Source organism: Streptomyces sp. NBC_00576 (assembly GCF_036345175.1).
Taxonomy (GTDB): domain Bacteria; phylum Actinomycetota; class Actinomycetes; order Streptomycetales; family Streptomycetaceae; genus Streptomyces.
Genome location: NZ_CP107780.1, coordinates 5,226,734 through 5,248,143, shown reverse-complemented (window position 1 = coordinate 5,248,143; position 21,410 = coordinate 5,226,734). Strand labels below are relative to the sequence as shown.

The window sequence follows — 21,410 nt, the reverse complement described above, 5'->3', positions numbered from 1 at the left end:
ACGATGTTCATCCTTTAGTGGAGGGGCGCCCTCGCCCTTACCCCCACCCGAGCCTCCCCCACCGCCTGCAATGTCACCGCCGCCGTCACCGGGACGTCCGTGTCCGGGGTCTCGAGGTCGTACTCGCGCAGCAGTACCGCCAGGGCCAGGACCGACTCCAGCATCGAGAAGTGGCGGCCGATGCACGCGCGGGGGCCGCCGCCGAACGGGAGCCAGGCGTAGCGGTGGCGGGCGGTCTCCTGGTCGGGGGTGAAGCGGTCCGGGTCGAATCGGTCGGGGGTGTCCCAGTGGGCCGGGTGGCGGTGGGTGACCCAGGGCGAGATGAGGATGTCCGCGCCCGCCGGGATGAGGTGGCCGTCGATCTCCGTCTCCGCCACCGCCCGCCTGCCCATCAGGGGAGCGGCCGGATACAGGCGCATCGTCTCCTTCAGGACCCTGGTCAGGTACGGGAGTCGGTCCATGGTCGCCGCCGTGTACGGCTCCCCTGACGGCAGCGCGTCGACTTCTTCCTGGGCCCGTGCTCTCACCTCGGGGTGGCGGGCCAGGAGGTGGAGGGCGAAGGCCAGTGACGTCGCCGTCGTTTCGTGGCCTGCGAGGAGGAACACCAGGACCTGGTCGCGGAGTTCGGTGGCGTCGAGGCTGCCGTCCTCCTCGTTCTGAGCTTGGGAGAGGAGGGAGAGGAGGTCCTCGGTGGCCTCGCCGGCTGCTTCGCTCCCCTTGCTCCGGCGTGCCGCGATCATGCTGTCGCAGACCTCGTACACCGCCGAAGTCGCCGCCTCCGCCCGCCTGTTGGACGGCGTGGGCCAGGTGCGCGGGAGCCTGAGCGGGGAGTAGGCCCGCCCGGTGATGTACGCGCTGATGACCGGGAAGTTTGCGTGGATGACATCCACCGCGGCTTCGACATCCGCGCCGAACAGGACACGGGCGACCGTACGCAGCGCCAGCCGGTCCATCTCCCGTACGACGTCCACGTCGGGCCTGTTCCGCCAGCGTTCCGCTGTCGCCTCGGCCTCGCTGGTGATCGTCGCGGCGTAACCGTCGACCCGTTTCTTGGTGAACAGGGGCTGGATCAGGCGCCGTTGGCGGAGGTAGACGTCGTCCTGGCTGGTCAGGAGGCCGTTGCCCCCGGTCTGGCGTATCTCCTCGTAGAAGACGTTGTCCTTGCGGAAGTTGCCGGCCTGCGTGGCCAGGACCTGCTGGGCGCCCTCGGGGGAGAAAACGCAGTACATGACCGTACGGAGGCCCGGCGGGCCTGCTGTTACGCGGACCACGTCGCCGTACTCCCGCTGGGCGCGGACGAAGGTGCCGAGCGGGTCCCTGCGCAGGTCGAGGGCCGAGCCCAGCAGGGGGTGGCCGGTGGGGCCGGGGGCGGGAGTGGCGGCGGGTGCGGTGCTGTGAGCGGTGCGCGTGACAGCCATGGTCATATCATCCGCTTTTTTGGGCGCCCGAGGGTGGCCTTTCCTCCTTCTCGTGGTTCCTCTCGTACAGCTCGAACCAGATGCTCTTGCCCTCGCCCCGCGGGTCCACCCCCCACGCGTCCGCGAGCATCTCGATGAGCATCAACCCCCGGCCCGACGAGGCCAGTTCGCCCGGGCGGCGTTTGTGCGGGAGGTCGTCGCTCACGTCCGTGACCTCGACGCGGATACGGCGCGCGCCGGGGTCGCCCGTGACCTCGGCGACGACCAGGGCGTCGGCGTCCGTGTGGACCAAGACGTTGGTGGCCGTCTCGGAGATCAGGAGGACCGCCGAGTCGACCTGGTCGGCGCAGGGCCAGTCGTGGAGCTGTTCTCTGAGTTGCTGGCGGGCCACGGCGACGCGCTCGGGTTCCGCCTGGGCGATGGTCAGCATGGTGCGGCGGACGGTGGGGCGGGTCGCCGGTGGCAGGGTGCCGTCGGTGGCGCGTTCGCCCGGGCGGCTCAGGAGGAGCAGCGCTATGTCGTCCTCGCGGCGGTCGGCCAGCGGGCCCGTGGTGTGGTGGGAGGAGGGGCCGTGCACGGCCTGGACCAGGGCGTCGGCCAGTTCCTCCAGGCCGTCGTCCTTGATGTCCCCCTTGTGTTCCTCCAGCGTCGTACGGATGCGCTGCCAGCCCGTCTCCAGGTCGTGGCCGCCGGTCTCGATCAGGCCGTCGGTGCACAGGAGCATGGTCTCGCCGGGTTCGAGGGCGAGGAGGGTGGTGGGGTAGTCGGCGTCCGGGTCGATGCCCAGGGGCAGGCCGCCCGCGGTCGGGCGGGTCAGTACCGTGCCGTCCGCCATGCGGATCGCCGGGTCGGGGTGGCCGGCGCGGGCGATCTCCAGGACCCCGGTCGCCGGGTCGACCTCGACGTACAGACAGGTCGCGAAGCGCAGGTCGCCGCTGCCCTGGTCATTGGTGATGCCGTGCAGGAAGCGGGAAGCGCGGGAGAGGACGGCGTCGGGGCGGTGGCCCTCGGAGGCGTAGGCGCGCAGCGCTATGCGGAGCTGTCCCATCAGACCGGCGGCGCGGACGTCGTGGCCTTGGACGTCGCCGATGACCAGGGCGAACCGTCCGCGGCCGGGCAGCGGAATCATGTCGTACCAGTCGCCGCCGACCTGGAGACCGCCGCCGGTCGGTATATAGCGGGCGGCGACCTCCATGCCGGGTATCTCGGGGCCGAGAGTCGGCAGCATGGAGCGTTGCAGGCCGTCCGTGAGTTCCCGTTCCGATTCCGCCACGCCCGCCCTCGACAGGGCCTGGGCGAGCATGCGGGCGACCGTCGTCAGGACCGAGCGTTCGTCGGGGGTGAAACTGACCGGGTAGGCGAAGCCCGCCATCCAGGCGCCCATCGTGCGGCCCGCGACGATCAGCGGCAGGAACGCCCACGACTGGCGGTCGAACACCTGGGCAAGCGGCCAGGCGGTCGGGTAGCGGACCTTGTAGGACTCGGGGGAGGAGAGATAGACGGCCCGGCCGGTGCGGACCACCTCGGCTGCCGGGTAGTCGGTCTCCAGGGGCATGTGGGAGAAGGGGCGCTCGTCGCCGGGGCGCTGGCCGTGGTGGCCGATGACGGTGAGGCGGTCGCCCTGGACGCCGAAGACGGCCAGGCCGTCCGGTGAGAAGCCCGGCATCGACAGGCCGGCCGCGACCCGCAGCACCTCCTCCGTCGACCGGGCCTCGGCGAGCGCCCGGCCCGCGTCCAGCAGGAACGCCTCGCGGGAGCGGCGCCAGTCACCGGTGACGGGGGTGCGCGCGGCGGCTCCCGGCGGGGGCTCGGTGACCTCCTGAAGGGTGCCGATCACGTCGTACGCCTTGCGGTCGAGGTCGAAGGTCGGCTTCGCGCGGCTGCGTGCGGTACGGATGACCCGGCCCTGCTCGTCCATGACCCGGACCCGGACCTCGGCGATGCTGTCCTCGGCGACGGCGAGCTGGATGACGCCGGCGATCTCGTTCCAGTCGACCGGGTGGAGTCGGGCCCGGGTCGCGGCCTCCGTGAGTGTGGTCGGCTCGGCGGGCAGACCGAGCAGGCGGGCCGCCTCGGAGTCGAGTGTGACCAGTTGTGTTGCTGTGTCCCAGTGCCACAGGCCGGTTGCGAGGGCGACCAGGACGTCCCCCACGGCGGGCAGGGGCTCACCAGTGCGCATTGACCTACTTTATGGAGAGGTGATCGCAGCGTGCCACCCAAGCTGTACAGGGCACCCTGTGGAGCACCCAGTGGACGAGCGGTACAGGCTACGCGTGCGAACAATTGCGGGGAAGCGGTCTCGGGGCGGCCGGTACCCTGGGTCTGTGTTTCACGTGAAACATGTGAGAGCGCGAAACACACACCCCGATCCCCGATCCGCGAAGGCTGGATGAACGACGATGCATCGGTACAGGTCCCACACCTGCGGCGAGCTCCGCGCCTCTGACGTCGGCAGCGACGTCCGGCTGAGCGGCTGGCTGCACAATCGGCGCGACCTGGGCGGCATCCTCTTCATCGACCTGCGCGATCACTACGGCATCACGCAGCTCGTCGCCCGCCCCGGTACGCCCGCCTACGAGGCCCTCGACAAGGTTTCCAAGGAGTCGACGGTCCGCATCGACGGCAAGGTCGTCTCGCGTGGCGCGGAGAACATCAACTCCGACCTGCCCACCGGTGAGATCGAGGTCGAGGTCGGAGAGGTGGAGCTGCTCGGCGCCGCCCAGCCGCTGCCCTTCACGATCAACACCGAGGACGGGGTCAACGAGGAGCGGCGCCTGGAGTACCGCTTCCTTGACCTGCGCCGCGAGCGCATGCACCGCAACATCATGCTGCGTACGGCCATCATCTCGGCGATCCGGCACAAGATGACCGCGCTGGGCTTCAACGAGATGGCCACGCCGATCCTGACGGCGACCTCCCCGGAGGGTGCCCGCGACTTCGTCGTGCCGTCCCGCCTCAACCCGGGCAGGTTCTACGCGCTGCCGCAGGCCCCGCAGCAGTTCAAGCAGCTGCTGATGATCTCCGGGTTCGACCGCTACTTCCAGATCGCGCCCTGTTTCCGTGACGAGGACGCGCGCGCGGACCGTTCGCCGGGCGAGTTCTACCAGCTCGACGTCGAGATGAGCTTCGTCGAGCAGGAGGACGTCTTCCAGCCGATCGAGCGGCTGATGACCGAGCTGTTCACCGAGTTCGGCAAGGGCCGTGAGGTCACCTCCCCCTTCCCGCGCATCCCGTTCCGCGAGGCGATGCTGAAGTACGGCTCCGACAAGCCGGACCTGCGCGCCCAGCTGGAGCTGGTCGACATCACCGACGTCTTCGAGGGCTCGGAGTTCAAGGCCTTCGCCGGCAAGCACGTACGCGCCCTGCCGGTGCCGGACGTCGCTGGTCAGACGCGGAAGTTCTTCGACCAGCTCGGTGACTTCGCCGTCACGCTGGGCGCGAAGGGCCTGGCCTGGGTGCGGGTCACGGAGGACGGTTCGCTGTCCGGGCCGATCGCGAAGTTCCTCACCGAGGAGAGCGTCGCCGAGCTGACCAAGCGGCTGTCCCTGTCGGCCGGTCACGCCGTGTTCTTCGGCGCGGGCGAGTTCGACGAGGTCTCGAAGATCATGGGTGCGGTGCGGGTCGAGGCCGCCAAGCGTGCCGGGCACTTCGAGGAGAACGTCTTCCGGTTCTGCTGGATCGTCGACTTCCCGATGTTCGAGAAGGACGAGGACACCGGCAAGATCGACTTCTCGCACAACCCGTTCTCGATGCCTCAGGGCGGCATGGAGGCTCTGGAGACCCAGGACCCGCTGGACATCCTGGCCTGGCAGTACGACATCGTCTGCAATGGTACGGAGCTGTCGTCCGGCGCGATCCGCAACCACGAGCCCGACATCATGCTGAAGGCGTTCGGCATCGCGGGCTACGACGAGGAGACGGTCGAGCGCGAGTTCGCCGGCATGCTCCGCGCGTTCCGCTTCGGCGCCCCTCCGCACGGCGGGATCGCGCCCGGCGTCGACCGTATCGTCATGCTCCTCGCGGACGAGCCGAACATTCGCGAGACGATCGCGTTCCCGCTCAACGGCAACGCCCAGGACCTGATGATGGGCGCGCCGACGGAGCTGGAGGAGGCACGGCTTCGGGAGCTGCACATTTCGGTGCGGAAGCCGCAGCCGAAGTAAAGCGTCAGCAATGTAAGAAAAAGGGGAACCTCGGCCCCGGTGGGTATTTCACGCGGTATTTCGCGTGGTGGTTCGTGTGGGTGGCTCGGAATCGGCGGCGATTCCGGGCCATTCTCATGTGGTGCTCAGGAAACAGGGGAAATCACAGCTCATTGACAGGTTGCGTTCATAATCTCCGGGGCCATGACTGATACCCCCCAACAAGAATTACGGGAATTGACGCGTCGCCGTGTCGTCGTCGCCGGTGGCGCGACGGCTGTGACGGCCACGGCGGTGGCTCTGGGCGCCGGGCTGGCGTCGGCGCAGGGAACACCGGAGGGCAAGGGTGCCCACGGCCCCGGGAGCACGCCCTCCGGCACCCCCTCCGGCACGCCCGAGGCCTGCTATCTACTGACCACGGAGACCACCGAGGGCCCGTACTACATCGACGCCGACAAGCTCCGCCAGGACGTCACCGAGGACGAGGAGGGCATCCCCCTCACCCTCAGGCTCAAGGTGATCGACGCCGAGACCTGCAAGCCGGTGCGGAACGCGGCCGTCGACATCTGGCACTGCACGGCGCTCGGCATCTACTCCGGCTACGAGGCCATGGGCAACGGCAGTGGCGGTGGCGGTGGTGGTGGCACTCCGCCGTCCGGCGCGCCGACGGGCGTACCCACAGGTCCGCCTCCTACAGGCGGTCCCGGCGGGCCGGGCGGCCACCAGGAGCCGACCGACGAGGAGCGCTATCTGCGCGGTACGTGGAAGACGGACCGGCATGGTTACGTCACCTTCCGGACGGTGTTCCCGGGCTGGTACCGGGGGCGCTGCGTCCACATCCACGTCAAGGTGCACGTGGACGGCACCTGGACCGACGCCGGCTACGAGGGCGGGCACACCTGCCACACGGGTCAGCTGTTCTTCGACGAGGAGTCGGTGCTGCTCTCGGCGGAGGTGGCGCCGTACTCGACGAACACAGCCCCTCGTACGACCCTCGACGAGGACGGGATCTACCCGGACAACGGTACCGAGGGCGGCCTGCTGCGGCTGCGGTACAAGAAGCGGGACATCGGGCGCGGGGTTCTCGCCGAACTGACGATGGGCGTGGCGCCGGACGAGACGCACGACACCAATTAAACAAGGGAAGGCTTGCCTGATTCATGCACCAGGGGGCGGGAAATGGGCAACTGTTTTCCGCCCCTTTCGCATCGACGCACGGAAAGGCAAAGGAAAGCACAGTCCTTTCCCATGGTCCTGACAGGCGTCTTACCTAAGTTCCAGACCCATGACAGACAACCAAGGGCCGAAGCACAAAAGGGATCTGACACGTCGCAAGGTCGTCGTCACCGGCGCCGGAGCGGTCGCCGCGGTGGGCGTCGCGGGCGGACTCGCGGCGGGCGCGTTCGCGGGTGAGACGGGGAAGGGCAAGAAGACCCCCGCCCCCAAGGCCTCCGGCAGCAGCTCGGAGGTCTGCTACACGCTCACGTCGGAGACCACCGAAGGTCCGTACTACATCGACGCGGACAAGCTCCGCCAGGACATCACCGAGGACAAGGAAGGCATCCCGCTGACCCTGAGCCTGAGGGTGATCGACTCCGAGACGTGCAAGCCGATCGTCGACGCGGCTGTCGACATCTGGCACTGCGACGCCCTGGGCCTGTACTCCGGCTACGAGAGCGCCTCCACCGGTGGCGGGGGCGGTGCCCCGACGGACGCCCCCTCGGGCACCCCGACGGGTGAACCACCGACCGGCGCGCCCTCCGGCGGCCCGGGTGGTGGCGCCGGCCACCAGGAGCCCACCGACGACAAGCGCTACCTGCGCGGCACCTGGAAGACCGACCGGCAGGGCAGGGTCACCTTCAAGTCGGTCTTCCCGGGCTGGTACCAGGGCCGCTGCGTCCACATCCACACGAAGGTGCACGTGGACGGCACCTGGACGGCCGCCGGCTACGAGGGCGGCACCACCTGCCACACCGGCCAGTTCTTCCTCGACGAGGAGTCCGTGCTGCTCTCCGCCGAGGTCGAGCCGTACTCGACGTCGACGACCGAGCGCACGACGCTCACCGAGGACACGATCTACGACCAGAGCGGCACCGCGGGCGGTCTGCTCAAGCTGAAGTACAACAAGAAGAACATCGCGAAGGGCGTCATCGGCTCCATCACGATGGGCGTCGACCCCGAGGCGACGCACGACGGCACAGACAGCGCGGTGCAGCCGGGCGCGTCCGAGACCGCGCCGGCGACGGACACGGCTTCGCCCTCCGCTTCCGCGAGCTGACGGACGTACGGCCCGCGAAGGACTGCGACGGCCCGGAACCTCTCCCCCAGGTTCCGGGCCTGCGTCGTGTCCCGCTACTTCGCCTACTTCGCCTACTTCGCCACGAACTGCGTCAGGATCGCCTGGACCTCATAGATGTCGACGCCCTTCGTGAACGTCTTCTGGACCGGGGTCGCGGAACCCGAGATCCAGATCTTGAGCTCGGCATCGAGGTCGAAGGTGCCCGCGGTCTCCACCGCGAAGTGGGTGATGCTGCGGTACGGGACCGAGTGGTACTCGACCTTCTTGCCGGTGATGCCCTGCTTGTCGACGAGGAGGAGCCGGCGGTCGGTGAACAGGATGGTGTCGCGGATCAGCTGGTACGCGGCGTGGACCTGCTCGTTCTGGCCGAGCAGCCGGGCGTAGTCCTGCTGTGCGGCGGCCGGATCGACGGTGTGCGCGTTGCCGAAAAGTGCCATGGTTCTACTCCCCCGGTTGACTGCACATGATCTTCGCCCTGTATATCGCCTGAAACAGGGCATGCCTAGAGGAGGGGGAGCCTCCGCAGGTGCATGGGAGGTTCGCAGGCAGCGCACAGACTTCTCGTCGGGAGGGCACAGTGGCGGGGCGTTTCATGGGAACTGTCGCAGTGGGGTAACCGGATACCCGGACCTCACGGCATGTTCCGCTCACGTTCGCTGGAGGAAGTCATGGGAATCGTCGTTCCGCTCACGCTGCTGCTGACCGTCGGAGCGGTGGTTTCTGTCGTCCTTCTGCGCAGGCAGGCGGGGGTGCCCACGGCTGCGTCCGGCTTGGCCGGGCTGGACGCAGAGGTCGAGGCCAACCGATGGGTCGTGCGGCTCGGGGGGAGTCTGTCCGGTCTTCGGCCGGGGGCCGACGAAGCCGCCGCGCAGGCGTTGGCGGAGGCGGCCGGACGGCATCGCACGGCCCGGGGTCAACTGGCCGACGCCCGCACCCCCGCCGAGTACGCGCTCGCGAGGCAGACCGCGGTGGAGGGGCTCCAGTACGTCAGTGCCGCCCGCAGCGCCCTCGGGCTCGAGTCCGGCCCGCCGGGCGCCGACGCCGACCCGAACGACCCGAACGACCCGAACGACCCGAACGACCCGAACGACCCGAACGACAGAACCGCCCGTCGACTCCGGGGAGTTGACGGGCGGTTCGGGGTTACCGCGTGACGCTGGGGCCGGCGTCTACTCGGGTGCGCCGCCGAAGCGCTCCTTGTACGTCTCCAGGTCCTCGTCCGTCAGCTTCGCGAACAGCACCGGCGGGACGGTGAACGCGGTGCCCGCGGGGACGGCGGACAGGGACTTCGCCTCGTCGACCGTGACCCACGTCTGTGTGTCGTTGTGGAGCGCGAACGCCGCGCGCATTGTCGCCGCCGTCATCGGGATGAAGGGTTCCGAGACCACCGAGTAGAGGTGGATGAGGTTCATCGCCGTACGGAGGGTCAGGGCCGCGCCGTCCTGGTCGGTCTTGATCTCCAGCCAGGGGGCCTTCTCCTCCAGGTAGGAGTTGCCCGCCGACCAGAGTGCGCGCAGCGCTGCCGCCGCCTTGCGGAACTGGAGCGCCTCCAGCTGGCTCTCGTACTCCGCGAGCAGCTCGGCGATCTGCTCGCCCAGCTTCGCCTCCGCCTCGCCGGCCGCCGCACCCGCAGGGACCTCGTCGCCGAAGCGCTTCTTCGAGAAGGAGAGGACGCGGTTGACGAAGTTGCCGAGCGTGTCCGCCAGGTCCTTGTTCACCGTGGCGGTGAAGTGCTCCCAGGTGAAGGAGGAGTCGTCGGACTCGGGGGCATTGGCGATCAGGAAGTAGCGCCAGTAGTCGGCCGGCAGGATGGCGAGGGCCTGGTCGGTGAAGACGCCACGCTTCTGGGACGTGGAGAACTTTCCGCCGTAGTACGTCAGCCAGTTGAAGGCCTTGACGACATCGACCTTCTTCCACGGTTCACGGACACCGAGTTCCGTGGCCGGGAACATCACCGTGTGGAAGGGGACGTTGTCCTTGGCCATGAACTCCGTGTAGCGGACCGGGTTGTCGCCGGCGTCGGCCTCGTACCACCAGGACTTCCAGTCCCCGCCGGTGGCGTCCGCCCACTCCTTCGTCGCGCCGATGTACTCGATCGGGGCGTCGAACCAGACGTAGAAGACCTTGCCCTCCGCCGCCAGCTCCGGCCAGGTGTCCGCCGGGACCGGGACGCCCCAGTCCAGGTCGCGGGTGATCGCGCGGTCGTGCAGGCCCTCGGTGAGCCACTTGCGGGCGATGGAGGAGGCGAGGTGGGGCCACTGGCTCTCGTGGGCGGTCACCCACTCCTCGACCTCGTGCTGGAGCTTCGACTGGAGGAGGAAGAGGTGCTTGGTCTCACGGACCTCCAGGTCCGTCGAGCCCGAGATGGCGGACCTGGGGTCGATCAGGTCGGTCGGGTCGAGGACCCGGGTGCAGTTCTCGCACTGGTCGCCGCGGGCCTTGTCGTAGCCGCAGTGGGGGCAGGTGCCCTCGACGTAGCGGTCCGGGAGGAAGCGGCCGTCGGTGGGGCTGTACACCTGGCGGATCGCGCGCTCTTCGATGAAGCCGTTCTCGCCCAGGCGGCGGGCGAAGTGCTGGGTGATCTCCACGTTCTGCGGGGAGGAACTCCGCCCGAAGTAGTCGAAGGCCAGGCCGAAGCCGTCGTACACCGCCTTCTGCGCGTCGTGGGCCTGTGCGCAGAAGTCCGCTACAGGGATGCCCTGCTCCTTCGCGGCCAGCTCGGCCGGGGTGCCGTGTTCGTCCGTCGCGCAGATGTAGAGGACGTCGTGGCCGCGCTGGCGGAGATAGCGGGAGTAGACGTCCGCCGGGAGCATGGACCCCACCATGTTGCCCAGGTGCTTGATCCCGTTGATGTACGGAAGGGCGCTGGTGATGAGGTGTCGAGCCATTGCGGGCTGCTCCCAAGTAGCTACATGGAGTGACGGTATTGGTGTCTTTGGACCGTCTACGAACCTTGAAATCGTAGCCGACTGGTATGGGGCGCCCGCCTCCCGTTTTTGCTGGGGGGAGGCGGGCGGGGTGGTGCGGCGGGGTTCTCTTTTTGTTTACGGGCGCCAGTTCGCCAGTACGCCCTCGTACAGCTCCGTGTCCGTCAGCTCGCGCGGGGTCGGGCCCGCGTGGAAGAAGGACGTGTTGGCCGTCTTCAGCTTGCGGAGGTAGTCGAAGGCCTTGTTCTCCGGCTCGCCGAACGCGATGAACGAGAAGAAGAGGGCCGGGTGCTTTGCCGCCGCGTCCGTGAGGGACTGGGTGGCGGGGGTCTTGGCGTCCGGGGCGCCGTCCGTCTGGAAGACGATGAGGGCGGGGTGCTCGGTGCCGGACTTCTCGTAGTGCGTGACGATCTCCTCCACGGCTGCGTGGTAGCTCGTACGGCCCATGCGGCCGAGGGAGGCGTGGAGTTCGTCGATCTTGTTGTCGTGGTCGGGGAGGGTGAGCTCGCCGGTGCCGTCCAGCTCGGTGGAGAAGAAGACGACGTGGACGGTCGCCTCCGGGTCGAGGTGGGCGGCGAGGGCGAGGGTCTGCTCGCCGAGGGCCTGGGCGGAGCCGTCCTTGTAGTACGGGCGCATGGACGCGGAGCGGTCCAGTACGAGGTAGACCTTGGCTTGGGTGTTGGTGAGGTTGAGGGTGGTGAGGGTGGTGGCGGCGGAGTTGTATGCGGTGAGGAGGGTTGCGGGTACGGCCTCGGCTTCGCCTTCGGCCGTATCGGTTTTCCCACCCGCACCACCCGTGACGCCATCGTCTTCGGGTGCGGGTGGCCCCTGTGGGGCTTCCTCTGCGTCGGCGGCTGCCGGTTCCAGGTCCTGAGAATCGGGCTCCGGCTCAGGCTCAGGCGCAGACTGCGGCTCCGGTTCCGGGGTCACCTCGGCCACCGGTTCGGCCTCGGGAGTCGGCTCCTCTGCGGCGGGCTCGACCTCGACCTCGGGCTCGGCAACCGCTTCGGCTTCCGGCTCCGGTTCCGTTTCCGGGGCGGCCTCAGTCACCTCGGCCACCGGCTCCGGTTCCGGGGTTACCTCGGGCTCCGGTGTCGCCTCGACGACGGGCTCCGGTTCCGGCTCGGGCTCCGGTGTCGCCTCGGCGACCGGTTCAGCCTCCGGCGTCGTCTCGACGACCGGCTCTGGCTCGGTTTCTGCCTCGGCCTCGGCGACCGGTTCCGGCTTGGCTTCGGTTTCTGCCTCGGCCACCGGCTCGGGCTTGGCCTCCGGCTCTGCCTCGGCCGCCGCTTCCGCCTTGGCTTCGGTCTCTGCCTCCGCCTCTGCCTCCGCCACCGGCTCCGGCTTGGCCTCTGCCTCTGCCTCGGCCACCGGTTCCGGCTTGGCCTCCTCCGCGGCCTCGGTCTTCGTGTCGGCCTCGACCTCGGTCGCCGGCTCCGACGCCGGAGCCAACGCCTCGGCCACGGGCTCAGCCGCCGGAGCCGATGGCTCGTCCACCGGCCTTGACGGCTTGGGGACCGTTACGTTGTCGAAGGCTGCCGAGACCAGGTCGTCCACGACCGAGGGGGCCTCTGTGGGCTTTGGTGTCGGGGACTGGGTCAGGGTCGGTTCCGGGGACGGTGCCGGAATCTTCGGCTCGGTGGCCTCCTGCTGAGGAGCCGACTCCGCCTCCCGCGCGGGCGCCGCCTCGGCGTCACGCCCCTTGCGTGACTTGCCGAACGCGTTCCGCAGGAGAGTGAGAATGCCCATTTGCGCAACCCTTCACGTGAGTTGTAGCCGTCAATCCCTGGCCAGGACGGACACGTAAGGTTAGCGGGCCGTACTGGCGATCTTGGGCAGGGTCTTTCATACGAACCCGACGGTCGTCAAGGGTGCCACTCCGCCAACCTCGCGCCCCGCCCCCCAGCAGGTATCGGCCGAGCTGCAGGCGGGTCCCGTGCGCATCTTCCCCGCAGCCCAACACCCTTACCGCTCCCATGGGTTCACTACTCGTTCATCCGGCGTCCCCGCCCTCGCACCCCCGTCCCCCTAGCGTCGCGCTGACACCAAAGGTACGTATAGGGAAGTTCAGGGGAGAGTAAAGTGCGCAAGCTGCTGCCGTTGATCGGATCGTCATCCGGATCGCATCCTGGCGGGCGGTCCGCGATGACCTGCCGTTTCCGGTGTGGTGACGCCTGCTTCCACGAGGTTCCCAACACCAGCGCCAACGAATACGTCGGCGATGTGATCGCCGGCGCCCTCAGCCGCCGTTCCGTGATGCGCGCCGCCGCGGTCGTCACCGTTGCCACCGCGGCCGGTACGGCCGTGAACGTCGTCGGCGCCCAGGGTGCCGAAGCGGCCACCGCGGCCTCCCACCCCTCCCACTCCTCCGTGCCGCGTGGCCTGCGCTTCAGCCCTGTCGCGCCCAACACCGCCGACGCCGTGACCGTCCCCGGCGGGTATGGCCAGAACGTCGTCATCCGCTGGGGTGAGCCCATACTCCGTGGCGCCCCCGCCTTCGACCCGGAGAAGCAGACCGCCGCCGCTCAGGCCGGCCAGTTCGGGTACAACAACGACTTCCTCGCGCTGCTCCCCCTTCACGGGAACCAGAAGCTCCTGGTCGCCAACCACGAGTACACCGACGAGATCCTGATGTTCCGCGGCTACGACCCCGCCAACCCCACCCGCGAGCAGGTCGAGATCGCCTGGGCCGCGCACGGGCTGTCCGCCGTCGTGGTCGAGGGCGACCGGCGTACCGGCAAGCTCACTCCCGTACCCCGCCACCCGCTCAACCGGCGGGTCACCGCCACCACCGAGTTCCGGATCACGGGACCGGCCGCCGGGTCCGATCTCCTCAAGACCTCCACCGACCGGACCGGGCGGAAGGCTCTCGGCACGCTCAACAACTGCTCCGGGGGCACCACGCCGTGGGGGACGACCCTGCACGGCGAGGAGAACTTCAACCAGTACTTCGCCAACGCCTCCCGCGACACCGACAAGCGGTACGGCATCGGAACCGGCGCCACCGAGCGCAAGTGGGAGCGCTTCGACAAGCGGTTCGACATCGCGCAGGAGCCCAACGAGGTCCACCGGTTCGGGTATGTCGTCGAGTTCGATCCGTACGACCCCTCCTCCACGCCCCGCAAGCACACCGCCCTCGGACGCTTCAAGCACGAGGCCGCCACCATCCGGCTGACCTCCGACGGGCGTCCCGTCGTCTACACGGGTGACGACGAGCGCTTCGACTACTTCTACAAGTTCGTCGGTAGTAAGCGGATGCGCCATGGGGACTCGCGGTCCGTCCGGGAGCACAATCTCTCCCTTCTCGACGAGGGCACGCTGTACGTCGCCAAGCTCACCGGGGACTCCCCCGCCATCGAGATCGACGGGAGCGGGAAGCTGCCCGCCGACGGTGAGTTCGACGGCAGCGGTACGTGGATCCCGCTGGCGACCGCCACCGCCAAGGGCGCCGTCTCGCACGTCGACGGCATGAGCGCGGAGGAGGTCTTCGTCTTTACGCGGCTCGCCGGGGACAAGGTCGGCGCCACCAAGATGGACCGGCCCGAGGACATCGAGCCCAACCCGGTCACCGGCAAGGTCTATGTCGCCCTCACCAACAACATCAACCGGGGGAAGGCCGGCTTCGCCGCCACCGACGAGGCCAACCCGCGCAACTCCAACAAGCACGGGCAGGTGCTTGAGCTGACCGAGCGGTGGAACCGGGCCGAGAGCACCTCGTTCGCCTGGTCGCTCTTCCTCGTCGCCGGTGACCCGAACGACCCCGCCACCTACTTCGCGGGCTTCCCGAAGGACAAGGTCAGCCCGATCTCCTGCCCGGACAACGTCGCCTTCGACCGCCACGGCAATCTGTGGATCTCCACCGACGGCGCCCAACTCGGCTCCCACGACGGCCTGTTCGGGGTCGCCACCAAGGGTGCTCGGCGCGGTGAGCTCAAGCAGTTCCTGACCGTGCCGACCGGCGCCGAGACCTGCGGTCCGGTCATCGGGGAGCGGCAGGTGCTCGTCGCCGTGCAGCACCCGGGCGAGATCGACGGTGCCTCGGTGGAGAAGCCCGCCAGCACCTGGCCCGACGGACCGGGAAAGATCGTCCGCCCGGCGGTCGTCGCCGTGTGGCGTACGGACGGTTGCGACATCGGCGTCTGAGCTCACTTGGCAGGCGGCTTACGGGAGGGCTGGGACCGGGGTTTTCGCATCACTCTGTTCCAGCCACTCCCGGTACGCCGGTGCCTGCCGCGCCACCTCCTCGTACGCCTCCGCCAGCGCCGGATGCACCCCGTCGAGATCCGTCTCCGTACGGGCCGCCAGCAGCAGCCGTACGCCGAGCGGGTCGCCGTGCAGTCGGCGCACCGCCATCTCGGGGCGGGGCAGGCAGGTCGCCTGGCAGACGGTGACGACCTCGCCGGTTGCCACCAGCGAGGCCGTGGTGTGGTAATCGCCGTGCAGGACACGGGGGTTGAGGCCGGCGGCGCGCAGCATGCGCAGTACGGCGTCGAATTCGCCGTCGACCGTCTCGTCCACCATCCAGCGGTCGTCGGCCAGCTCGGAGAGGTGGACCACCGGTCTCGCGGTGGCGGGATGGTCGGCGGGCAGGGACACGAACTGGGGTTCCCTGTCGACCAGTACGCGCAGGCGCAGGCCGTCGGGGACTCTGAGCGGGCAGCCCTCGACCTCGTGCACGAACGCCACGTCCAGTTGGCCGTCGGCGACCATGCGCAGCAGCGCGTTCGCGGAGACGTCCATGCGGAGGGTCGGTTCCTGCTGGTGCTGGTGCTGGTGCTGGTGCTGGTGCTGGCGTAGGCGGCGCAGCCAGCCGGAGAGGGCCCGGCTGGCCGTCGAGCCGATGCGCAGCTGGGGTCCGTCCATCGCGGCGACCCTCGCCTCCGTGACCAGCGAGCGCATCTCCGCCACCAGGGGACGGGCCCGGCTCAGTACGACCCGGCCGAGCGGCGTCGGGCGGCAGCCGGCCCGCGTGCGGGTGAACAGCTCGCCGCCGAGTTCCTGCTCGATCCGGCGCAACTGGGTGCTCAACGAGGGCTGGGCCACGCCCAGTTGGCGGGCGGCCCGGTGGAGGCTGCCGGTGTCGGCTATGGCGCACAGCGCCCGCAGGTGCCTCACCTCTAGCTCCATGCGACCGGCTCCGCGTCGCGAATCATGCGCATGCACATATTCATGTCCATGCCATCGAACCCTAGGCCGGAACCGTACGTTCCGACAGACGCACAAAGGCGGTGATAGGGCCGCACTATCGCGACTTGCCATCATCACAGGCGCCGCACAGCCGCCGACACTCACGAGACGACCGACTGACTCATCCCCCACACAAGGAGTCATCGATGAGAAAGCCCATCTCTGGTGTCGTGGCGGCCGCGTTAGGCCTCAGCCTGGCAACTCTCGCCCTCGGTACGGCAGTTCCCGCATCCGCCGCACCCACACCCGCACCTGCACCCGCGTCCATATCCGCGCCCACCGCGAAGGTCGCGTACGCCGGGTCGGCCGAGGAAGCCGCCGGCAACCAGGCATTCTTCGAGGCCGTCCTGAAGTCCGTCGCCGAGAAGCGCGCCGCCAACCCGCGCTCGGCCGCCGCCGTCACCGTCATCTACGACGCGTCCCGCGCGCCCTCCTTCAGCGCCCAGATAGCCAGCTCCACGTCGATCTGGAACAGCTCGGTGACGAACGTGAGGCTCCAGTCGGGCACCGCGTCCGCCGCCGACTTCAGCTACCGCGAGGGCAACAGCTCCCAAGGCTCGTACGCCTCCACGGACGGTCACGGCAGCGGCTACATCTTCATCGACTACGCGCAGAGCCGGCAGTACAACCCGACCCGTATCACCGCCCACGAGACCGGACATGTGCTCGGGCTGCCCGACCACTACTCCGGGCCGTGCAGCGAGTTGATGTCGGGCGGCGGTCCCGGCACGTCCTGCACCAACGCCGTCCCGAACTCGGCCGAACGCTCCCGCGTGAACCGGCTGTGGGCCAACGGGCTCGCGAAGGCCCTCAGCAAGGTTCAGTAGTCAGTAGCAAGTGGGTTGACCCCCAGTGGTCCGCAGTGGTCCGCAGCAGACCCGAGTAACCGAGTAGTCCCCCAGTACCCCCAGCCCCACCCCCCACAGGCGCGGGCCGTCCCTCTGCACAGGGACGGCCCGCGCCCGTCTTGCCCGGCCGGTTACCTCGGGGTGGCTTACTTGGGCGAGGTGATCGCCCTCGCCGCCGCCACCTCCTGCCGTAGCGGCTCCAGCACACTGTCCGCCGGTCCGCTGAGGTCCGTACGCACCGCGTACAGCGTCTCGATACGGCGCAGTCCGTCCGACAACTCCCGTAGCTGTTCGGCGACTTGGGTGATCTCGGCGTCGGACGGTGGCTTGGCGCCCTGCTTGATGTGGACGCGGGCCGCGGTCGTCGCGTCGACGATGCGTTCCACCGCGACGACCAGGGGCCACCAGGCCGCCGCCCGTCGTCCGGTGGGCGGCGGTTCGGTCAGGGCGCGCTGGAACTCCGTACGGACGACGGAGAGATCGCGGTACAGGCGCCGTCGCATACGTGCCCGTGCCGCACCCTCGGTGTCCGGGCGGAACGCCGATTCCACATAGCGGGCCGTGTCCGCGACCGCGTCGGCGAGGCGGTCGCCGACGCGGGTGTGCCAGCTCTCCGGCCACAGGAGGTACCCGGCGACGAGGGCGATTGCGCACCCCATGAGGGAGTCGAGGAGCCGTGGCAGCAGCAGTGCCGTGCCCTGGTGGTTGAGGATGTCGGAGAGGAGAAGGATCACCGGGGTGATGGCGGCAGTCTGGTATCCGTACCCGCGTGGGGTGAGCGCCGGGATCAGCGTGGCGAGAAGGAGGATCACGGGTACGTCCCACCAGCCGCGTGGCACCTGGACGAGCACCGCGGCCGCGATGACCAGCCCCGCGACCGTGCCGAGGGCGCGCAGCAGGGCCCGGGAGAAGACGGAGCCGAAGTCGGGCTTCAGGACGAAGGTGATGGTCAGCGCGACCCAGTACGAACGCGGCACCGGGACGATCGAGACCAGCACCTGCGCGAGGCCGATACACAGGGCGAGGCGCAGTCCGTAGCGCCAGGAGTCGGCGGACAGGACGACGTCCCGGGCGGCGCCGGCGGCCCGTACGCGCAGGGCGCCCGGCCGCCCGAGCCGGTCCTCGACCCCGGAGATACGGAGGTCGGGGGAGCGGCTGCCGACCACTTCGGCGGTGTGGCGCAGCGCCTGTTCGACGGCGCGGGAGGTGTGGTCGGCCGGCGCGGGGATGCTCAGCCCGGTCGGGCCGCTGTAGCCCGTCTCGATGGCTTCGGCGAGGTGACGGACGGCTTCCGGGACCTCGGGCGGCAGCGGGCGGCCGGCCTGGTGGGCGGCTGGGGCGGCCTCGACGACCGGGGTGATGGCGTTCAACTGGGCGAGCAGACGCACCAGTTCGGGGCTGCGGCCGTGGTGGCGGGCGCGCCGGGCGAGGACGAGGTCGTACGACTTGTTGAGGGACTGGGTGACGGCGTACCGGGCGTCCTCGTACCCGTCGGTGGCGCAGGCGGTGAGGAGTTCGGCGACCGTACGGTAGGTCTGCGCGACCGCCGCCCGTTCCGGCACCCCCGAGCGGAGCGGCCAGGCGAGCAGGGCCAGCGCCAGTACGAGCAGGCCGCCGCCGGACATCAGCACCGGCGCGAGCCACCAGGGCCCCGGCAGCGGCAGCCCGGCCCCGATCACGGAGTTGAGGAGCAGCAGCAGTCCGGACACGGAGGCGACCGCGCCGATCGTCGAGATCATCCCGGAGACGAGGGCGACCCCGGTGACAGCGGCGACTGCGGTCCAGCCCTGGCCGTACACCAGCGAGCCGAGGGTGACGCCGAGCGCGCCGAAGAGCTGGGGGATCGCGATGTTGAGGATGCGCATCCGGTACGCGTCGGCGGTGTCCCCGATGACGCCCGAGAGGGCGCCCATGGAGGCGAGGGCGCCGTAGGCGGCGTGGTCGGTGGCGAGGCCGACGGCCAGGGGCAGCGCCATGGCGATGGCGGCGCGGGCCATGGCGGGGCGGTTGACGGGCGGGGCCGGCTGGGGCCGAAGGTTCCGCACCAGCCAGTCGGGAGGTGTGAGGCCGATGGGGAACTCGCGGGGCATGGCCCCCATTATCGCCGGAGCGCTGCCGGCGCAGCCTGCGATGCGGGGGCCTACGGGTGTTCAGGGGCCGGGTCGATCCGCGTCGCCAGGAAGTCGGCCAGGGCCTTGTTGAACTCCGCCGGGCGTTCCAGGTTGGGCATGTGGGCGGAGTGCTCGATCACGTGGAGCGTGGAGTCGGGGAGCGCCGCGTGCATGGCCTCGGCGTCGGAGACCGGGGTGAACTCGTCGTCGGCGCCCACGACGACCAGGACCGGGACGGTGAGCCTCGTCAGCAGGGGGCGGTAGTCGGGGCGCTGCGCGCGACCCCGGAGTGCTGCCGCCGCGCCGCGGGGGTCGGTGGCCGTCATCATGCGGTGGACGTGGGCCTTGACGCCCGCGTCGGCGTACGGGGCCACCATCTTGTCCAGCACCTCGTCGGCGTACCCGCGCATGCCCTCGGCGAGCAGACGGTCCGCCGTCGCGTTGCGGGCGAGGCGTCCCTGCGGCGTCTCGGGCGTGGGGAAGGTGTCGGCGAGGACGACGCCCCGGATGCGCTCCGGGAACCGGTCGCAGCACTCCATGACGATCTGGCCGCCCATCGACAGCCCTCCGAGCACGCACGACTCCACCTTCGCCTCGTCGAGCAACTCCTCGATGTCCTGCGCGAACCGCGAGAGCGGGGTGGCGGCTTCGAGAGCCGCCCGGGAGGTGCCGTAGCCGCGCAGGTCGGGGGTGATGACCCGGCGGGTGGCGGAGAACGCGTCGATCTGCGGGTTCCACATCGTGTGGTCGAAAGGGTGGCCGTGAACGAGGACAAGAGGTGCAAGAGGGGTAAGCGGGGGCATGTGGACGACCCTAGATCGCCCCGACTTCTCGGTGCAATAGGATCTTTGCGCTCGGTGCAATGTGAGAGAACTAGAGAACGGGTACGGGGGATTCGTGACTCCTCCCACGCGTAAACGCGCGGGCTTCTCCTGTCGGTGGCTAGGCCACGTCGGGAAGGACCAGCCCGGCCCTGACAGCGACGTTGAGTGCGCCGACCACGTCCGCGTTCGCGGTGTGGGTGCACGAGACGCATTCGAACCTTGCTTGCGTGGTGCGGTTCTCGCCGGACACGTGCCCGCAGGCGGGGCAGGTGCGGGAGGTGTTACGGGGGTCCACCGGGATCAGTACGCGACCGGCGCTTTCAGCCTTGTGCGCGAGGATGCCCAGAAACACCCCCCAACCCGCGTCGTGGATGCTCTTGTTCAGCCCGGCCTTGGCCGCCGCCCCGTTCGGCAGGAAGGTGCCGGGCGCGTCGGGGTCGGGCTTGGCCTTGGGGGTGCGGACCATGTTCGCGATACGGAGCTGCTCGTGCGCGATCGTGTCGTAGTCGCGGACCAGGGCGAGGGCGGTCTTGTGTGCGTGGTCGGTGCGCTGCCGCCTGACCTTGCGGTGGAGGTTGGCGACCTTCTCCACGGCCCGGCGGTGGCGGGCCGTGCGGTTCTCCCGCTTCCGGCGGGGGAACGCCCTCAGGGCCCGCTGCGCGTCGGCCAGGGCCTCAGTGTTTTTACGGCCGTGGCGGGGGTTTGCGATGTGCTCGCCCTCGGACGTGGTCAAAAAGTGGGCGACACCCATGTCGATACCGGTCACCGCACCCGTCGCGGGAAGCGGCTCGGCGGGGACCTCGTCGCACGCCAGGATCACGTACCACCGGCGACCCTCACGCTTGACGCTGACGGTCTTGACCCGGCCCCTGACCGGACGGTGCCGGTGGACACGGACGTGCCCGACACCTTGCAGGCGGACCCGGGTGACCGGGTCCTGGGGGGTGGAGTCCCAGCGACAGCCGTCGCCGTCCTTGGGGAACTCGACCGTGTCGAACCAGTTCACCCCACGAAACCGCGGGTACCCGGGCGTCTCCCCGGCTTTGACGCGGCGGAAGAAAGCCTGGAATGCCTTGTCCAGGCGGCGCAGCGTGGCCTGCTGGGACGAGAACGACCACCGGCCGTGACGCTCGGGGTCGAAGGCCCGGATGTCCTTGAGCTGCGCGGACTGCTCGCCGTACTTGATGCCGGTCTTCGAGACGTGCCGGTAGGCGTCGCGGCGTTCCTGCAACGCCCCGTTGTACAGCGAGCAGTGATCACGGAGCATCTCCGTCAGCGCCCCGGCCTGCTGGACGGTCGGCCGGAGCAAGAACCTGTACGAGCGGATCACCCTCCGGCCTCCCTTCCATTACGTGATGTGACATCACGCTACCATGCGTGCACTCACATCACGCAACGCCTACCATCGGCCCATGCCCCAACGCCCCCTGACCGGAGCCGAAGCCGCCGAATACCTCGGCATCAGCATCCGCCGCATCCACAACCTGAACGCCGCCGACAACGACTTTCCCGAGCCCGAATACACCGGCCGCACACCCACCTGGACCACGGGCCAGCTCGACGCCTGGCGCACCGCCCACCCCGCCCGCAGACACAACATCCGTACTCAAAGCTGAGGTCAGAGCAACACTGAGAAGCGATTCCCCCCACGCCT

At 69.4% G+C, this 21,410-nt stretch carries 16 protein-coding genes; 7 read left to right on the top strand and 9 right to left on the bottom strand.

The features are described 5' to 3' along the window. Window positions 1-14: 14 nt before the first annotated feature. Both OG734_RS22490 and OG734_RS22485 read right to left on the bottom strand, forming a co-directional pair. Window positions 15-1,418 (bottom strand): cytochrome P450, encoded by a 1,404-nt coding sequence (locus tag OG734_RS22490; RefSeq protein WP_330289321.1) that lies wholly within the window; start codon window positions 1,416-1,418, stop codon window positions 15-17. Window positions 1,419-1,425: 7 nt separating this feature from the next. Next, on the bottom strand, window positions 1,426-3,597 hold the full coding sequence (locus OG734_RS22485; RefSeq protein ID WP_330289320.1) for an ATP-binding SpoIIE family protein phosphatase: 2,172 nt from the start codon (window positions 3,595-3,597) through the stop codon (window positions 1,426-1,428). A 220-nt stretch (window positions 3,598-3,817) separates the two neighbouring features. Between OG734_RS22485 and aspS the strand changes: the two genes are divergently transcribed. From aspS to OG734_RS22470, 3 genes are all read left to right on the top strand, one after another. Further along, window positions 3,818-5,581: an aspartate--tRNA ligase gene (aspS, locus tag OG734_RS22480; RefSeq protein ID WP_330289319.1), complete on the top strand. Its 1,764-nt coding sequence runs from the start codon at window positions 3,818-3,820 to the stop codon at window positions 5,579-5,581. Window positions 5,582-5,797: 216 nt separating this feature from the next. Further along, window positions 5,798-6,697, top strand: a complete 900-nt coding sequence (locus OG734_RS22475; protein ID WP_443064894.1) for an intradiol ring-cleavage dioxygenase — start codon at window positions 5,798-5,800, stop codon at window positions 6,695-6,697. 148 nt (window positions 6,698-6,845) lie between these two features. Next, window positions 6,846-7,838 (top strand): intradiol ring-cleavage dioxygenase, encoded by a 993-nt coding sequence (locus OG734_RS22470; RefSeq protein ID WP_330289317.1) that lies wholly within the window; start codon window positions 6,846-6,848, stop codon window positions 7,836-7,838. A 92-nt stretch (window positions 7,839-7,930) separates the two neighbouring features. Here the strand turns inward: OG734_RS22470 and OG734_RS22465 are convergent, their stop codons facing one another. Beyond that, window positions 7,931-8,296: a PH domain-containing protein gene (locus tag OG734_RS22465; RefSeq protein WP_006373333.1), complete on the bottom strand. Its 366-nt coding sequence runs from the start codon at window positions 8,294-8,296 to the stop codon at window positions 7,931-7,933. A 231-nt stretch (window positions 8,297-8,527) separates the two neighbouring features. Here OG734_RS22465 and OG734_RS22460 point away from each other — a divergent pair, with 231 nt between their 5' ends. Further along, entirely contained in the window at window positions 8,528-9,013 is a 486-nt protein-coding gene (locus OG734_RS22460) for a hypothetical protein (protein ID WP_330289316.1), read from the top strand. Window positions 9,014-9,028: 15 nt separating this feature from the next. On the opposite strand, the gene metG is transcribed toward OG734_RS22460, so the two are convergent. Continuing rightward, window positions 9,029-10,747, bottom strand: a complete 1,719-nt coding sequence (gene metG, locus OG734_RS22455) for a methionine--tRNA ligase (protein ID WP_330289315.1) — start codon at window positions 10,745-10,747, stop codon at window positions 9,029-9,031. Between the two features lie 156 nt (window positions 10,748-10,903). Continuing rightward, window positions 10,904-12,535: a VWA domain-containing protein gene (locus OG734_RS22450; protein WP_330289314.1), complete on the bottom strand. Its 1,632-nt coding sequence runs from the start codon at window positions 12,533-12,535 to the stop codon at window positions 10,904-10,906. Between the two features lie 333 nt (window positions 12,536-12,868). Here OG734_RS22450 and OG734_RS22445 point away from each other — a divergent pair, with 333 nt between their 5' ends. Continuing rightward, the gene (locus tag OG734_RS22445; RefSeq protein ID WP_330289313.1) at window positions 12,869-14,929 is read left to right on the top strand and encodes a PhoX family protein; all 2,061 of its coding nucleotides are present in this window, start codon (window positions 12,869-12,871) and stop codon (window positions 14,927-14,929) included. An 18-nt stretch (window positions 14,930-14,947) separates the two neighbouring features. Here OG734_RS22445 and OG734_RS22440 read toward each other — a convergent pair whose 3' ends face one another. After that, complete coding sequence (locus OG734_RS22440) at window positions 14,948-15,913, bottom strand: LysR family transcriptional regulator (RefSeq protein ID WP_330289312.1); 966 nt, start codon at window positions 15,911-15,913, stop codon at window positions 14,948-14,950. Between the two features lie 206 nt (window positions 15,914-16,119). Here OG734_RS22440 and snpA point away from each other — a divergent pair, with 206 nt between their 5' ends. After that, on the top strand, window positions 16,120-16,800 hold the full coding sequence (snpA, locus tag OG734_RS22435) for a snapalysin (RefSeq protein WP_330289311.1): 681 nt from the start codon (window positions 16,120-16,122) through the stop codon (window positions 16,798-16,800). A gap of 167 nt (window positions 16,801-16,967) precedes the next feature. Here snpA and OG734_RS22430 read toward each other — a convergent pair whose 3' ends face one another. The 3 genes from OG734_RS22430 to OG734_RS22420 form a co-directional block, all read right to left on the bottom strand. Further along, window positions 16,968-18,911, bottom strand: coding sequence for an FUSC family protein (locus tag OG734_RS22430; protein WP_330289310.1), 1,944 nt, complete (start codon window positions 18,909-18,911; stop codon window positions 16,968-16,970). Between the two features lie 50 nt (window positions 18,912-18,961). Further along, window positions 18,962-19,735 carry an alpha/beta fold hydrolase gene (locus OG734_RS22425; protein WP_330289309.1) on the bottom strand — a complete coding sequence of 258 codons (774 nt, stop codon included), beginning with the start codon at window positions 19,733-19,735 and terminating at the stop codon, window positions 18,962-18,964. Window positions 19,736-19,874: 139 nt separating this feature from the next. Beyond that, window positions 19,875-21,086 carry an RNA-guided endonuclease InsQ/TnpB family protein gene (locus OG734_RS22420; protein WP_330289308.1) on the bottom strand — a complete coding sequence of 404 codons (1,212 nt, stop codon included), beginning with the start codon at window positions 21,084-21,086 and terminating at the stop codon, window positions 19,875-19,877. A gap of 82 nt (window positions 21,087-21,168) precedes the next feature. Here OG734_RS22420 and OG734_RS22415 point away from each other — a divergent pair, with 82 nt between their 5' ends. Beyond that, window positions 21,169-21,372 (top strand): hypothetical protein, encoded by a 204-nt coding sequence (locus OG734_RS22415; protein WP_330289307.1) that lies wholly within the window; start codon window positions 21,169-21,171, stop codon window positions 21,370-21,372. The last annotated feature ends 38 nt before the right edge of the window (window positions 21,373-21,410 follow it).

Coding starts and splice junctions, on each gene's coding strand:
- OG734_RS22415 (WP_330289307.1), top strand. CDS start 21,169: ATGCCCCAACGCCCCCTGACCGGAGCCGAAGCCGCCGAATACCTCGGC.
- OG734_RS22430 (WP_330289310.1), bottom strand. CDS start 18,911: ATGCCCCGCGAGTTCCCCATCGGCCTCACACCTCCCGACTGGCTGGTG.
- OG734_RS22470 (WP_330289317.1), top strand. CDS start 6,846: ATGACAGACAACCAAGGGCCGAAGCACAAAAGGGATCTGACACGTCGC.
- OG734_RS22490 (WP_330289321.1), bottom strand. CDS start 1,418: ATGGCTGTCACGCGCACCGCTCACAGCACCGCACCCGCCGCCACTCCC.
- aspS (WP_330289319.1), top strand. CDS start 3,818: ATGCATCGGTACAGGTCCCACACCTGCGGCGAGCTCCGCGCCTCTGAC.
- OG734_RS22465 (WP_006373333.1), bottom strand. CDS start 8,296: ATGGCACTTTTCGGCAACGCGCACACCGTCGATCCGGCCGCCGCACAG.
- snpA (WP_330289311.1), top strand. CDS start 16,120: ATGAGAAAGCCCATCTCTGGTGTCGTGGCGGCCGCGTTAGGCCTCAGC.
- OG734_RS22440 (WP_330289312.1), bottom strand. CDS start 15,913: ATGGAGCTAGAGGTGAGGCACCTGCGGGCGCTGTGCGCCATAGCCGAC.
- OG734_RS22485 (WP_330289320.1), bottom strand. CDS start 3,597: ATGCGCACTGGTGAGCCCCTGCCCGCCGTGGGGGACGTCCTGGTCGCC.
- OG734_RS22425 (WP_330289309.1), bottom strand. CDS start 19,735: ATGCCCCCGCTTACCCCTCTTGCACCTCTTGTCCTCGTTCACGGCCAC.
- metG (WP_330289315.1), bottom strand. CDS start 10,747: ATGGCTCGACACCTCATCACCAGCGCCCTTCCGTACATCAACGGGATC.
- OG734_RS22450 (WP_330289314.1), bottom strand. CDS start 12,535: ATGGGCATTCTCACTCTCCTGCGGAACGCGTTCGGCAAGTCACGCAAG.
- OG734_RS22460 (WP_330289316.1), top strand. CDS start 8,528: ATGGGAATCGTCGTTCCGCTCACGCTGCTGCTGACCGTCGGAGCGGTG.